Source organism: Ulvibacterium sp., from assembly GCF_965248315.1.
GTDB lineage: Bacteria > Bacteroidota > Bacteroidia > Flavobacteriales > Flavobacteriaceae > Ulvibacterium.
In genome coordinates this window covers 2537281-2552500 of sequence record NZ_CBDFIX010000002.1, presented here as the reverse complement: position 1 = coordinate 2552500, position 15220 = coordinate 2537281, and the positions used below count along the sequence as shown (strand labels likewise).

Sequence of the window (15220 nt, the reverse complement as noted above, 5' to 3'; positions counted from 1 at the left end):
CGGTGTGTACAAGGCCCGGGAACGTATTCACCGGATCATGGCTGATATCCGATTACTAGCGATTCCAGCTTCACGGGGTCGGGTTGCAGACCCCGATCCGAACTGTGACCGGTTTTGTGGATCCGCGCCCCCTTACGGGGTGGCTTCCCGCTGTACCGGCCATTGTAGCACGTGTGTGGCCCAGGACGTAAGGGCCGTGATGATTTGACGTCGTCCCCACCTTCCTCGCGGTTTGCACCGGCAGTCCCGTTAGAGTCCCCATCTTTACATGCTGGCAACTAACGGCAGGGGTTGCGCTCGTTATAGGACTTAACCTGACACCTCACGGCACGAGCTGACGACAACCATGCAGCACCTTGCAAAATGTCCGAAGAAAAGGGTATCTCTACCCCTGTCATTATGCATTTAAGCCCTGGTAAGGTTCCTCGCGTATCATCGAATTAAACCACATGCTCCACCGCTTGTGCGGGCCCCCGTCAATTCCTTTGAGTTTCATTCTTGCGAACGTACTCCCCAGGTGGGACACTTATCACTTTCGCTTGGCCGCCGAGCCCGAGGGCCCGACAGCTAGTGTCCATCGTTTACGGCGTGGACTACCGGGGTATCTAATCCCGTTCGCTCCCCACGCTTTCGTCCATCAGCGTCAGTACACGGTTGGCGACCTGCCTTCGCGATCGGTGTTCTATGTGATATCTATGCATTTCACCGCTACACCACATATTCCGGCCGCCCCACCGTGACTCAAGACCGCCAGTATCAAGGGCACCTCCACGGTTGAGCCGTGGTATTTCACCCCTGACTTAACGGCCCGCCTACGGACCCTTTAAACCCAATGATTCCGGATAACGCTCGGACCCTCCGTATTACCGCGGCTGCTGGCACGGAGTTAGCCGGTCCTTATTCTTACGGTACCGTCAACTCCCCACACGTGGGGAGGTTTCTTCCCGTACAAAAGCGGTTTACGACCCGTAGGGCCGTCTTCCCGCACGCGGCATGGCTGGATCAGGCCTCCGCCCATTGTCCAATATTCCTCACTGCTGCCTCCCGTAGGAGTCTGGTCCGTGTCTCAGTACCAGTGTGGGGGATCCCCCTCTCAGGGCCCCTAACCATCGTAGCTTTGGTAGGCCGTTACCCCACCAACTTGCTAATGGTACGCATGGCCATCCGCTGCCGCCCGTAGGCTTTAACCCTCTCGCGATGCCGCGAAAGGGTACCACGGGGCATTAATCCGGGTTTCCCCGGGCTATTCCCCTGCAGCGGGCAGGTTCCATACGCGTTGCGCACCCGTGCGCCGGTCGCCATCTCTGTGCAAGCACAGAATGCTGCCCCTCGACTTGCATGTGTTAGGCCTGCCGCTAGCGTTCATCCTGAGCCAGGATCAAACTCTTCATCGTCGACTCGTATATATCTACGCGCCGGCGCCCGAAGCCCGATCCCGTGCCCTCGATCTAAATTATCATTATCTGCTTTTCTTGTCTGTTTCCTCGGAGTAAGGCCCTCTTAAAGACCCACTCCTCGTCTCCACAATATGTATATGAACTTCTCAATTCGCCCGGGGCATCCCCCAAAGCGGCTGCAAATATAAACCGGTTTTTTGAATTAAAAATGGTTTTTTGATTTTTTTTGCAGCTTATTTTTTCAACCCTTTAGCTGCCAATAAATTAGAATATTTTCCAGCCAAAAAAAGGATTTTGAAATTACTACATTTTGTTTGTTTATGCAAATAATCCGCCTATTCATTATACACAATTTTTAAGGACGGCTGGTAGCCATACCAAGTACTCCTTAATAACAGTATGGTGCTAAAGAGTGAATCATAACAAAAAGCGGAATCAAGAAGAACCAACAACAATACAAAGGCAGGGGGCCATGCATAAAAATGCAAACCTCCAAAAACATCCCCATCTATTGTTAGCCTGATTATAAGATACTATCTTTGCGGATCTATTGCCAAAAATTAGAGTATGATCAAGATAACGTTACCGGATGGCGGGATAAAGGAATATGCCCAGGGAAGTACTCCAATGGATGTTGCCAAGAGCATTAGTGAAGGCTTGGCCCGAAATGTTATCTCGGCAAAATTTAATGAAACCACAATTGAGACAACGACACCATTGCACGAGGACGGCTCTTTGGTTTTATACACATGGAACAATACAGAAGGCAAAAAGGCCTTTTGGCATTCTACATCACATATTGTTGCGCAAGCCTTGGAAAATCTTTATCCCGGAATTAAATTGACCATTGGACCGGCCATAGAGAATGGGTTCTATTATGATGTGGATTTTGGGGAACATACCGTTTCCGAAAAGGATTTTCCAATGATCGAAAAGAGGGCCATGGAAATTGCACGTGGTAAACACGATTATAAAATGCGTCCAGTATCCAAAGCCGAAGCATTGGCCTTCTACAAATCACAGCATAACGAATACAAGGTTGAGCTTATAGAAAATCTGGAAGACGGCACCATAACTTTCTGTGACCATGACACCTTCACGGACCTCTGCCGTGGTGGTCATATCCCCAATACGGGCATTGTGAAGGCTATAAAGATACTAAGTGTTGCCGGAGCCTATTGGCGTGGTGATGAAAACAAGCCTCAACTAACCCGTGTATATGGGATATCTTTTCCCAAGCAAAAAGAACTCACCGAATATCTCGAGCTTTTAGAGGAAGCCAAAAAACGGGACCATAGAAAACTGGGCAAGGAACTGGAACTGTTTACGTTTTCCAAAAGAGTAGGCCAAGGATTGCCTTTATGGCTTCCCAAGGGTACGGCGCTGCGTGAACGATTAGAGGATTTCCTTAAAAAGGCGCAAAAAAAAGCAGGATACGAAATGGTGTCAACTCCTCACATTGGACAAAAGGAACTTTATGTTACCTCTGGTCACTATGCCAAATATGGAGAGGATAGTTTTCAGCCTATTCACACCCCAAAGGAAGATGAGGAGTTTTTATTGAAACCTATGAACTGCCCGCACCATTGTGAAATCTACAATTCCCGGCCGTTCAGTTACCGTGATCTTCCGAAACGCTATGCGGAATTCGGTACCGTTTACAGATATGAGCAGAGTGGTGAATTACATGGACTCACAAGGGTTCGTGGATTTACGCAAGATGATGCGCATATTTTTTGTACAAATGACCAGCTGGATGAGGAGTTTAAAAATGTAATTGACCTATCCCTATATGTTCTAAGGTCTTTGGGTTTTGATGATTTCACCGCCCAAGTGTCCATACGGGATTTAGATACGCCTGAAAAATACATCGGTTCCATAGAGAACTGGGAAAAGGCGGAAAAAGCAATCATAAATGCGGCAGAAGCAAAAGGTTTGGATTTTGTGATAGAAAAGGGCGAAGCCGCCTTTTATGGTCCAAAGTTGGATTTCATGATCAAAGATGCATTAGGTCGAAGCTGGCAGTTAGGCACCATTCAGGTGGACTATAATCTGCCCGAACGTTTTGATCTTACCTATAAGGGAAGTGATAATGAGGAACACCGTCCCGTTATGATCCATAGAGCTCCTTTTGGAAGTATGGAACGTTTTATAGCCCTTCTACTGGAACATACTGGTGGAAACTTCCCATTATGGCTGATTCCCGAACAGGCTATCGTACTACCTGTTAGCGAGAAACATGAAAAATATGCGGAAAAAGTTTTAAATTCCTTGGAAAATAACGAAATTCGCGCGCTCATTGATAATAGGAACGAAACTGTAGGGAAAAAGATACGTGAAGCGGAAATGAACAAAATTCCGTTTATGCTTATCGTAGGAGATAGTGAAGAAAAGGACGAAACCATCTCGGTCAGAAGACATGGCGGGGACGATTTGGGAACTATACAGATTAGTGATTTTGCCCACTTGGTAACTAGAGAAATAAGTAGTACCTTAAAGTCGTTTTAGAAAAATTTTAAGTTTAATTAAAAAGAATAAGTCATAGCAATACGAAAAAGATTTAGGCCCCAACCTAGAAGGGAGAATAAAAACCCCCATAGAATCAATGAAAAAATTTTAGCGCCCGAGATACGATTGGTCGGCGACAATGTGGATGTTGGCATTTATCCTATCCGAAAGGCATTGGACAAGGCCGAGGAAATGGGGTTGGATTTAGTAGAAATATCACCTAAGGCAGAGCCTCCAGTTTGTAAAATAATGGAATATAAAAAATTCCTTTATGAGCAAAAGAAGCGCGAGAAGGCTATGAAGGCGAAGGCCTCCAAGGTAATTGTAAAGGAAATACGGTTCGGTCCCAATACGGACGACCATGATTACGAGTTTAAGAAGAAGCATGCGGAAAAGTTTTTAAAGGACGGAGCCAAATTAAAGGCTTATGTTTTCTTTAAAGGCCGTTCCATAGTATACAAGGACAAAGGGGAAATATTATTGTTGAGATTGGCCTCGGAACTGGAAGAAGTTGGTAAAGTTGAGCAAATGCCAAGATTGGAAGGGAAACGTATGACCATGTTCATTGCCCCTAAGACAAAAAAATAAAAATAACCGCCGTTTTATACGGTATTTAACGAATACTGAGTCAAGCCCTTGAGGGCTTGTTCAGCATAAACAAGCGAGATTATCTTTTTACAACCTTTTCAGTGCACTCAGAAAGGTCTAAAATTGATTACTAATTAAAAGAGTGCATTTAAATTAAACTAGGAATAAGATGCCTAAAATGAAAACTAAGTCCAGTGCCAAAAAGCGTTTTAAGCTAACCGGTACAGGAAAAATTAAACGAAAGCATGCTTTTAAAAGTCATATTCTGACAAAAAAATCCAAAAAGCGAAAGCTTGCTTTAACACATTCCACATTGGTACATCAATCGGATGTGAACAGTATTAAAGAACAATTGCGTTTAAAGTAAAACAGTAATTGAGGTAAATTAATAGTAACCCTGGAGTCGGGCAATTCAAAGTGTTTCAAATTATAGGTTCTAAATATTGATTTAAAGAAAATCATTCAATAGTTAAAACCGGATTCCAAGTAATTTTAAACCGCCTGCTACAAAAAATTAAACATTATGCCAAGATCAGTAAATTCAGTTGCTTCCAGAGCCCGGAGAAAAAAGGTGATGAAGCAGGCCAAAGGATACTTTGGAAGACGTAAGAACGTTTGGACAGTCGCTAAAAATGCGGTAGAAAAAGCAATGCTTTATGCCTATAGGGACCGTAGAAACAAAAAAAGAAATTTTCGCTCCTTGTGGATTACCCGAATTAACGCGGGTGCACGTTTACATGGAATGTCCTACTCCCAGTTCATGGGCAAGGTAAAGGCGAACGATATTGAGCTAAACAGAAAGGTTTTGGCGGATTTGGCCATGAATCATCCTGAAGCTTTTAAAGCTATAGTTGATAAAGTAAAATAATCCATTTAAGATATCTCGCTTTAAAACCGGTCCATAGGGCCGGTTTTTTTTATGTTCCCATTAAAGTGATCACCAAATTCCTTCCAGAGGCATTGTTCCGATGTTCGCAAAGATATATGCCCTGCCAAATGCCTAAATTCATCCTTCCATTGGTAATGGGTACTTGGACTGAAGACCCCATTAAAGAAGCCTTGATATGTGCTGGCATATCATCCGGTCCTTCATAGGTATGAACATAATAGGGCCTATCCTCTGGTACCATCACATTCATATGACTCTCAAAATCCATACGAACGGTAGGATCGGCATTTTCATTAATCGTTAAACTTGCCGAAGTGTGTTTGATGAACACTTGTAACGTGCCAATTTTTATGTCCTGAAGCTCTGGAACGGCCTTTAAAATGGATGCCGTTATCAAATGGAATCCTCTTGGAAAGGGTGGTAGTCTTAGTTCTTTTTGAAAAAACTTCATGAATATTCGAATATAAATTAAATGTAAAACTTTATGGCCATAAAGCATAATTTGAATCCTTTGGAATACCTTTGCTGCTTTAGCATTTAAGACATATGGATTTATCACAGATCAAGATGGTGGTTACGGATATGGACGGTACCCTATTAAACTCCAATCATGAGGTTAGCGAACGCTTTTTTGACCTTTTTCAACAGTTGCGCAAAAAAGGGATTCTTTTTACAGCGGCCAGTGGTAGACAATACAATAGTATTGTGGACAAATTGGATTCCATAAAGGAAGATATTATCGTTATCGCCGAAAATGGGGCCCTGGTCAGGGAACGGGAAACCGAATTGCTCGCCACTCCCCTATCCCCTGGGTTAAAGAACAGTCTACTTACGAAAATTGAAGCGATAGAAGGGGCACATGCCATGCTCTGTGGCAAATACAAGGCCTATTTTGATGGAAGGTCTACTCCTTTTTTAAATGAGCTTAAGGAATACTATGCCAATTTTGAAATCTATGAGAATCTGAATGATGTTTCGGACGAAATCGTTAAAATTGCCGTCTATCACAACCGTAACGCCGAAGAATTCATCTATCCGGAAATGAAAGATCTGGAACATTTGGTGAAGGTAAAGGTCTCAGGACAGCATTGGGTAGATCTAAACCATGTCGATGCCCATAAAGGGCACGCCCTTGGAAAGCTTATGGAGCGCTATAAGCTATCTTCAAGTGAAGTTATGGTCTTTGGCGATTACAATAACGACTTGGAAATGTTGGCCCTGGCGGACTATAGTTTTGCGATGAAAAACGCCCATCCCAGGGTCAAGGAAATTGCCAAATATTCAGCTGGCGGCAACAATGATTTTGGAGTAGAACGGGTTTTGGAAAGATTGTTGGATGCTTGATGTTCGGTATTCAAAGAAAGGTTTGTGCTTTTTCCATACTACTACTTTTCCCTTTGCAGTCCAAAAACTTAGTGCTAAACAAAGTCTATTACGTTTTCTGTTTCTTTTTCCTTGCAGCGGGAAATAGGACATTGTTTAAAATTAAGCGATACCCTGGCGAAGTAGGATGTAATTCCAATTCAGTTTTTGGATCACCTACTCGGTGCTGATAGTCTTCAGGATCATGGCCCCCATAAAATGTAAAAAAGCCCTTCCCCTTTATTCCATGTATGTAACGCGCCTCGCCGTTTATCTTGTTCTCGCCCAATACCATAACCGTTGGTTTCACCTCATCCCTTGTAAACGCCGTGGTCTGTCCCATAAATCCCTTGACCAATGCCGTATGGTTTTGGCAAAGCATGGTAGGCACAGGGTCCCATTTTGCGGAGAAATCCATTAAGGAAAAATAATCGGACTCTTTGGGCACGTTGCCCCGCTTATTGGTCATGTCTATGGATGAAAACTCGTAGCGCAATGGACTACGTTCCAGTGTAAAATCCTTGAACGCAAAGGTCTTTCCAAAATCCAACTTGCTTTGATAGTTGGCATCTGACGGATCGCCATCGAACATGGGTTCACAAATATCGATCTCATCGGCCGCAAGGGCAATATCAAAACTGTCCGTTGCCGAGCACATGGCGAACATAAAACCTCCTCCAATAACATATCTCCTGATCTTAAGGGCTACGGCCCTTTTTGCTTCCGAAACTTTGGTAAATCCCAATTTAGAGGCCAACGATTCGGCCTCTTGCTTTTGTTCAATATACCAAGGTGCCGCACGATATGCCCCATAAAATTTCCCATATTGTCCAGTAAAATCCTCATGATGCAGGTGAAGCCAATCGTATAGCACCAATTTATCATCCAAAACTTCCTCATCATACACGGTTACGTAGGGAATCTCGGCATAGGTGAGTACCATAGTCACCGCATCGTCCCAAGGCTGGTTTCCCTTAGGGGAATATACCGCAATTTTGGGTGCCTTCTCCAATATCACCGCCTCCTGATTTTGGGAAGGGCTACTGATATCGTCTAGAATGGCCTGGGCCTGATTATCGGACAGAATCTCGAAGGATACCCCCCTAATCTGACATTCCTTACGTATACTTTCACCATCAGGCAAGAGAAAGGAACCTCCCCTATAGTTCAAAAGCCATTGTACTTTTTGCTGTTTGGTAAGGACCCAATAGGTAATTCCATATGCTTTTAAGTGATTTTTTTGTCCTTCGGCATCCATGGGGATAAGAATGGAAGAGGCAGAAATTTGAAAAGAAAAAAGAACGAAAATAGAAGAGAACAGAATCCTACTCATAAAACGGCTATTAGATTCCAATCAAAGTTAAGCGAAAATTGGGGATATCCCTTAGGTTATACGTTAATCATTCCTGAAAAACGTTCTTAAAGCAAGTCTTTAATACTGAGTTTTTACCTAAAAAGGAACGTCGTTATCATCCTCTGGATCAAGGGTATCGTTCATGGAACTTCCGAAAGCTTGGTTGGCATCGGGTAGGTTTTTGGTCAAAAATGGATTTTCCTCATCCGCATTCATTTTGGATTGAAATTCAAACGGTGAATCAAAATCATCCAAATTATCGAATTTACCCAGTTGCCCGATGAACTTTAAGCGGATATTGTCCAATCCGCCATTTCTATGCTTGGCCACAATGAACTCTGCTTGACCTTGGGTGGGTGTACGTTCTTCATCGTCCCATTCATCTATTTTGTAGTATTCCGGTCTGTAGATAAAGGATACGATGTCCGCATCCTGCTCAATGGCTCCGGATTCCCTTAAATCCGAAAGAATGGGTCTTTTACTGCCCCCTCTGGTCTCAACGGCCCTTGAAAGCTGGGACAGCGCAATGACAGGTACGTCCAATTCTTTTGCCAAAGCTTTTAAATTTCTGGAAATGGTTGAAATTTCCTGTTCCCGATTACCCCCTTTCTGGCTTCCACCGGCGGTCATTAGTTGTAGATAATCTATAATAATCAGCTTTATTTTATGCTGTGATGATAACCTTCTTGCTTTGGCCCTTAGATCGAAGATGGAAAGAGACGGCGTATCATCAATGAACAACGGAGCTTTTTCCAAGGCCTTTACCTTAACGTTCAGTTGTTCCCATTCATGCTTTTCCAATCTTCCGGTCCTCAATTTTTCCGAAGATAGGCCGGTTTCCGAGGATATTAACCTTGTAATCAATTGTACGGAGGACATTTCCAAAGAAAAGAAGGCCACGGGCACATCCGCATTAACGGCAATATTACGTGCCATGGAAAGTACCAAAGCGGTTTTACCCATACCGGGTCTTGCTGCAATGATTACCAAATCGCTAGGTTGCCAACCGGAGGTGAGTTTATCAACCTTGTCAAACCCCGAAGGAATACCGCTTAAACCCTCTTTATTGGCAATCTCTTCTATACGTTTCTTGGCCTGTATGACCAAATTCTGGGCGGTTTCTGCTGAACGTTTTAGGTTCCCTTGGGTAACATCGTACAACTTGGATTCTGCATTGTCCAAAAGGTCAAAAACATCCGTCCCATCATCGTAGGCCTCTTCAATAATTTCATTGGATATTTTGATAAGACTACGTTGAATGTATTTTTGAAGGATTATTCTTGCATGAAATTCAATATGGGCCGAAGAGGCCACCTTTTGGGTCAATTTTATCAGATAAAAATCCCCTCCAATGGACTCTAACCTACCATCTTTCCTTAACTGGGTAGAAACGGTTAATAAATCCACGGGTTCTGACGTTTCGAACAATTTAAAGATGGCTTCGTAAATGAACCTATGGGCGTCCTTATAAAAAACCTCGGGATGTAGGATATCGATTACTTCGTCCACACCTTTTTTATCGATCATCATAGCTCCAAGCACAACTTCCTCTAAATCAACGGATTGAGGTGGTATTTTACCCCTTTCCAAGTTGATTATGGTGGATTTGTCTATTTTGCGTCCAATAATCGGATTCGGTTTTTCCATGGCTACGAAAATATAGAATTAACCTTAAGTTAACTTTACAAATGGAGAAACGATATTCACCATTGGTTAACATTTACCTTGTTTATAAGTTACGAAAAAGTGTTGATAACAAAAAAAAACCGGAGACCTGGGTCCCCGGATTTTTTTTGGCATTATAAATCAGCCTATCAGCCGTTAAACACACCCATATTTGCATATTTTTCCATCCGGAGTTTTACCAATTCTTTTGGTGATAACTTTTCCAATTCCTGAAAATGGGAGGTAATTTTATTTTTTACAATCTCAAATGCCTTGTCACGATTGCCATGGGCACCCCCTGCAGGTTCCCTCACAATTTCGTCGATCAACTTTAGTTTTTTCATGTCCGTCGCAGTAAGCTTTAGAGCCTCCGCAGCTTGTTCCTTAAACTCCCAACTTCTCCAAAGAATGGATGAACAGGATTCCGGAGATATGACCGAATACCAAGTATTCTCCAACATTAAGACCCTATCCCCTACTCCAATTCCCAAGGCGCCTCCGGAAGCTCCTTCTCCAATAATTACAACAATAATCGGAACTTTAAGTCGGGTCATTTCCAAGATATTTCTTGCAATGGCCTCACCTTGTCCCCGTTGCTCCGCTTCAATCCCCGGATATGCCCCAGGTGTGTCTATAAAACAGACCACGGGTATACCAAATTTTTCAGCTGATTTCATCAACCGTAATGCTTTACGATATCCTTCAGGATTGGCCATACCAAAATTCCGGTATTGTCTGGTTTTGGTATTGTAGCCCTTTTGTTGACCTATGAACATAAAGCTTTGATCCCCGATTTTTCCCAGACCGCCGATCATGGCCTTATCATCCTTTACATTTCTATCTCCATGCAACTCCAAAAAGGAATCCCCGCAAATGGCACGGATATAGTCCAAAGTATAGGGCCTATTGGGATGTCTTGATAATTGTACCCGCTGCCAGGCGGTTAGGTTTTTATAGATATCCTTCCGCGTCTGGGTCAACTTTTTTTCAATCTGTTTGCAGGTTTCGCTGACATCCACATCGCTCTCCTCTCCAATGACCAGACACTTGTCCAACTGTTCTTCAAGTTCTTTGATCGGTAGTTCAAAATCCAAATACTCCATTGTTCCAGTTTAGTTTGTTAGGCAAATATAAAATTTTATAGTCTATAGTTTTGAAGTGGTTTTATTTTTGAATACTACTTAAAAAATTGGAACAATACCTATCTTTTAGCTTTCTGCAATAAATAGAAAGCCAAAATTCCAAAAAGTAGATTGGGAATAATCACAGCCAATATGGGAGAAAAACCGGATTGTTCCGCCAAGGTACCGAATACCCTATCGAAAAAAATGTAGATAAAAGCGACTCCAATACCAAAAGCTAGGTTAATGCCCATTCCACCCCTTCGTTTTACAGAAGAAACGGCCACGGCTATAAGCGTTAGGATAAAGGCACTTATGGGCATGGCCCATCGCTTGTATTTCACCAAAATATAGGAGTTGATGTTGGAGGCGCCTTTTCTTTTTTGATCGTCGATAAACTTATTGAGTTCTGCCAAGTTTTTGGTCTCGGCAATATAGGATACCGGGGTCAAATCATCTATTTTAAAGGTAAATAGGGTGTCCAATCTCCGTTTTGATTCTATAATAGCGGTATCTCCCTTTACTATTCTTTTTCGATAAGAGGTCAATCGATATAAACTATCTATCCACCGAATGTTCGTTGCGGAAATCTTAAATTCCAATTGGTCCTCATCGGTAAATCTTTCAAAGGTGAAGTTATATCCAATTTTCCGTGCCGGATCAAAACTGCTTACGTATATAAAATCATTTTCATTCAATTGATTAAAGATATTGCTGGTAACCCTGTCCTGCTTCCCCTTCTTCAGATATTTATACTTAAACTCATTGAATCCTTTGCTAGCGTTGGGCACTAGAAACATCCCCATGGTCAACATGACGAAGGCAATAATGGTGGCGCCTATGAGATAGGGTCTAAGAAAACGCCCATAGGACACTCCCGAACTTAAAATTGCCACTATTTCCGTATTGCTCGCTAATTTGGAGGTAAAGAATATAATGGATAGGAACAGGAAGATAGGAAACAATAGACTGCCAATGTAGATGGTGAAATTGAGATAATAGATCAGAATCTCGTTCAGTGGAGCCTCATTGTCTATCATCTTACCGATTTGTTCCGCCAAATTGGCCATAATCCCAATAGGGATAAACAATAATAACATCACCACAAAGGTTACCAAATAACGTTTTAGTATGTATCTGTCTATAATGGTCACCCTATAGTCTTTTATCCATTTGCTTCACCATTTTGTTCTTCCATTCCATAAAATCACCCTTCAAAATATGCTTTCTAGCCTCACGCACCAACCATAGATAAAATCCCAAATTATGAATGGTCGCTATCTGTTTGCCCAAATACTCATTGGCTGCGAACAAATGGCGTAGATAGGCTTTTGAATATTCCAAATCTACAAATGTAATTCCCATATCGTCTACCGGAGAAAAATCATTTTCCCATTTCTTGTTCTTGATATTAATAGTTCCGTGAGCCGTAAAAAGCATCCCGTTCCTGGCATTTCGTGTAGGCATAACACAATCGAACATATCTATGCCCAAGGCAATATTTTCAAGAATGTTTATCGGCGTACCAACGCCCATAAGATATCTGGGTTTATCCTGGGGAAGAATAGCGCAGACCACTTCAGTCATTTCATACATATCCTCAGCTGGTTCGCCAACGGAAAGGCCACCGATGGCATTGCCCTCAGCACCAACATTGGCAATATATTCGGCAGATTGCTTCCGAAGATCTTTAAAAACGGACCCCTGTACTATTGGAAAAAAAGCTTGATCAAAACCATATTCCACAGGAGTTTTTTCCAAATGTGCCAAACAACGGTCCAACCATCTGTGGGTCATTTTCATGGATCTTTCGGCATACGTATATTCACAGGGGTACGGCGTACATTCATCAAAGGCCATAATAATGTCCGCGCCTATGGTCCGTTGGATCTCCATTACGTTTTCTGGTGTGAAAAAGTGCATAGACCCATCAATATGGGATTTAAATTTCACACCTTCTTCCTTGATCTTTCGGTTGGCAGAAAGGGAATACACCTGATACCCCCCACTATCCGTCAGGATATTTCTGTCCCATCCCATAAATTTATGTAGACCACCGGCCTCCCTTAAAATATGTGTTTTGGGCCGTAAAAAGAGATGATAGGTATTCCCCAGGATTATATCCGGGTCTATATCCTGTTTCAATTCCCTCTGGTGCACTCCCTTTACGGAAGCGACTGTACCCACTGGCATAAAAATTGGGGTCTCGATCACGCCATGGAATGTGGTTATCGTACCGGCCCTTGCCTTACTCTGGGAATCAGTATCATGTAAAGTAAACTTCAAAATTCACCATTAAAGTGGCAAATATAGTCATCTGCCCTGCATAATGTCCTTAACAAAAAAATAAAGTTCCTTGTATTTGTCCCGGTTGATAAAATATTATAATTACCGTTTGGATACCCAAAAGATTGCTCCTACTTTTGAAATCATTAAAAAAATGACCATGTCAGACATTAAAGCTTTAGAGGACATTGTTGTCCAAACCCGTAGGGATATCCTTCGGATGGTACATAAAGTAAATTCCGGCCATCCTGGCGGATCTCTTGGTTGTACCGAATTTTTCGTTTCCCTATACCATGAAATTATGGAACTCAAAGAGGGTTTTGATATGGATGGTGCAGGTGAGGATCTTTTCTTTTTATCCAATGGGCATATTTCACCGGTTTTTTATAGTGTACTTGCCCGCAAAGGCTATTTCCCAGTGGAAGAGCTGAATACTTTTCGCTTGATAGATTCTCGTTTGCAAGGACATCCAACTACGCACGAGGGCCTTCCTGGCGTTCGGGTAGCCTCGGGATCCTTGGGACAGGGAATGTCGGTAGCCATAGGTGCTGCCTTGGCCAAAAAACTTAACGGTGATGGTCATCTTGTCTACAGCTTACATGGCGATGGCGAATTGCAGGAAGGTCAGAACTGGGAGGCCATTATGTACGCGGCGGGAAACAAGGTGGATAATTTGATTTCTACCATTGACCGTAACGGACAACAAATCGATGGTCCTACGGCAGAAGTTCTACCCTTGGGCAATCTCAATGAAAAGTTTACTGCCTTTGGTTGGGATGTCCTGGAGATACAGGATGGTAATAACTTGGAAGAAGTTATTGCGGGGCTGCAGGAAGCAAAGAACAGAACCGGAAAGGGAAAACCTGTTTGCATTATTATGAATACGGTTATGGGACATGGTGTGGATTTTATGATGCATACTCATGCATGGCATGGAAAGGCACCTAACGATGACCAACTGGAAACGGCATTGGCACAAAATCCTGAGACATTGGGAGATTATTGAAAGCAAATCCCTTTTATAAAGACGCCCGCTTTTTCGGGTACAACAAAAAATCACATTTCGATGAAAAAATATATAGACCAAGGGAAAAACGATACAAGAAGCGGATATGGTGCAGGAATGACCGAATTGGGGAGGAGCAATCCCAATGTAGTGGCCTTGTGTGCCGATTTGGTGGGGTCATTAAAAATTGATACGTTCATTGCTGAAAACCCAGATCGTTTCTTTCAGATCGGGATAGCCGAAGCCAATATGATGGGGATAGCCGCCGGGCTTACCATTGGTGGCAAAATACCCTTTGCCAGTACCTTTGCCAACTTTGCCACGGGTAGGGTTTATGATCAAATACGGCAATCCATAGCCTATTCTGGGAAAAATGTAAAAATCTGCGCTTCACATGCGGGAATCACCTTAGGGGAAGATGGTGCAACACATCAAATATTGGAAGACATCGGGTTGATGAAGATGCTTCCCGGAATGACTGTCATAAACCCTTGCGATTACAACCAGACCAAGGCTGCTACATTAGCCATTGCAGATTATAAAGGTCCGGTTTACCTGAGGTTTGGTAGGCCTAAAGTGGCCAATTTTACTCCGGCCGACCAAGAGTTTGAAATTGGGAAAGCCTTGCTTCTAAATGAAGGAACCGATGTTACCATACTTGCTACCGGACATTTGGTATGGCAGGCGTTAATAGCCGCTGAAAATCTGGAAAATCAAGGTATCTCCGCAGAAGTTATCAACATTCACACCATTAAGCCCCTGGATGAGGAAGCCGTGTTAAAGTCTGTTAAAAAAACAGGTTGTGTAGTATCCGCGGAAGAGCATAACTACTTAGGCGGTCTGGGCGAAAGTATTGCGCGAACCCTTGCTGCTCAATATCCTGCGCCTCAGCAATTCGTTGCCACCAAGGATACTTTTGGCGAAAGTGGCACTCCGGATCAGCTAATGGACAAATACGGTCTAAACAATAAAGCGATCGAGGAGGCCGTTTTGAGAGTGTTGAAAAGAAAGTAACAGTGGTATCGTTTTTGATATCACTTGGAT

The 15220-nt window shown here is 43.0% G+C and carries 13 protein-coding genes and 1 rRNA gene (1 of these 14 cut by a window edge); 7 read left to right on the top strand and 7 right to left on the bottom strand.

All coding sequences use genetic code 11. The features are described 5' to 3' along the window. Positions 1-1394: ribosomal RNA gene (locus ACP2AF_RS12700) — 16S ribosomal RNA — on the bottom strand; it reaches 132 nt to the left of the window's first position. Between the two features lie 570 nt (positions 1395-1964). Between ACP2AF_RS12700 and thrS the strand changes: the two genes are divergently transcribed. The 4 genes from thrS to rplT all read left to right on the top strand — a co-directional run bounded on the left by thrS (position 1965) and on the right by rplT (position 5361). Continuing rightward, the gene (gene thrS, locus ACP2AF_RS12695) at positions 1965-3905 is read left to right on the top strand and encodes a threonine--tRNA ligase (RefSeq protein WP_425236528.1); all 1941 of its coding nucleotides are present in this window, start codon (positions 1965-1967) and stop codon (positions 3903-3905) included. Positions 3906-3938: 33 nt separating this feature from the next. After that, positions 3939-4493, top strand: a complete 555-nt coding sequence (gene infC, locus ACP2AF_RS12690; RefSeq protein ID WP_425238030.1) for a translation initiation factor IF-3 — start codon at positions 3939-3941, stop codon at positions 4491-4493. Positions 4494-4662: 169 nt separating this feature from the next. After that, the gene (gene rpmI / locus ACP2AF_RS12685) at positions 4663-4860 is read left to right on the top strand and encodes a 50S ribosomal protein L35 (RefSeq protein ID WP_425236527.1); all 198 of its coding nucleotides are present in this window, start codon (positions 4663-4665) and stop codon (positions 4858-4860) included. Positions 4861-5016: 156 nt separating this feature from the next. Next, positions 5017-5361, top strand: a complete 345-nt coding sequence (rplT, locus tag ACP2AF_RS12680; protein WP_282161564.1) for a 50S ribosomal protein L20 — start codon at positions 5017-5019, stop codon at positions 5359-5361. 49 nt (positions 5362-5410) lie between these two features. On the opposite strand, the gene ACP2AF_RS12675 is transcribed toward rplT, so the two are convergent. Continuing rightward, positions 5411-5833, bottom strand: a complete 423-nt coding sequence (locus tag ACP2AF_RS12675) for a secondary thiamine-phosphate synthase enzyme YjbQ (protein ID WP_425236526.1) — start codon at positions 5831-5833, stop codon at positions 5411-5413. Positions 5834-5928: 95 nt separating this feature from the next. Here ACP2AF_RS12675 and ACP2AF_RS12670 point away from each other — a divergent pair, with 95 nt between their 5' ends. Next, the gene (locus tag ACP2AF_RS12670) at positions 5929-6726 is read left to right on the top strand and encodes an HAD family hydrolase (RefSeq protein WP_425236525.1); all 798 of its coding nucleotides are present in this window, start codon (positions 5929-5931) and stop codon (positions 6724-6726) included. Positions 6727-6814: 88 nt separating this feature from the next. Here ACP2AF_RS12670 and ACP2AF_RS12665 read toward each other — a convergent pair whose 3' ends face one another. From ACP2AF_RS12665 to tgt, 5 genes are all read right to left on the bottom strand, one after another. After that, the gene (locus ACP2AF_RS12665; RefSeq protein ID WP_425236524.1) at positions 6815-8077 is read right to left on the bottom strand and encodes an asparagine synthetase B; all 1263 of its coding nucleotides are present in this window, start codon (positions 8075-8077) and stop codon (positions 6815-6817) included. Positions 8078-8194: 117 nt separating this feature from the next. After that, positions 8195-9745, bottom strand: a complete 1551-nt coding sequence (gene dnaB, locus ACP2AF_RS12660) for a replicative DNA helicase (RefSeq protein ID WP_425236523.1) — start codon at positions 9743-9745, stop codon at positions 8195-8197. A gap of 167 nt (positions 9746-9912) precedes the next feature. Continuing rightward, a complete protein-coding gene (locus ACP2AF_RS12655) occupies positions 9913-10866 on the bottom strand; it encodes an acetyl-CoA carboxylase carboxyltransferase subunit alpha (RefSeq protein ID WP_425236522.1) in 954 nt (317 codons plus the stop codon). Between the two features lie 98 nt (positions 10867-10964). Continuing rightward, entirely contained in the window at positions 10965-12038 is a 1074-nt protein-coding gene (locus tag ACP2AF_RS12650) for an LptF/LptG family permease (RefSeq protein ID WP_425236521.1), read from the bottom strand. A 1-nt stretch (position 12039) separates the two neighbouring features. Then, positions 12040-13170: a tRNA guanosine(34) transglycosylase Tgt gene (tgt, locus tag ACP2AF_RS12645; protein ID WP_425236520.1), complete on the bottom strand. Its 1131-nt coding sequence runs from the start codon at positions 13168-13170 to the stop codon at positions 12040-12042. A 160-nt stretch (positions 13171-13330) separates the two neighbouring features. Between tgt and ACP2AF_RS12640 the strand changes: the two genes are divergently transcribed. Continuing rightward, positions 13331-14176, top strand: coding sequence for a transketolase (locus ACP2AF_RS12640; protein ID WP_425236519.1), 846 nt, complete (start codon positions 13331-13333; stop codon positions 14174-14176). Positions 14177-14236: 60 nt separating this feature from the next. After that, positions 14237-15190 carry a transketolase family protein gene (locus ACP2AF_RS12635; RefSeq protein ID WP_425236518.1) on the top strand — a complete coding sequence of 318 codons (954 nt, stop codon included), beginning with the start codon at positions 14237-14239 and terminating at the stop codon, positions 15188-15190. The last annotated feature ends 30 nt before the right edge of the window (positions 15191-15220 follow it).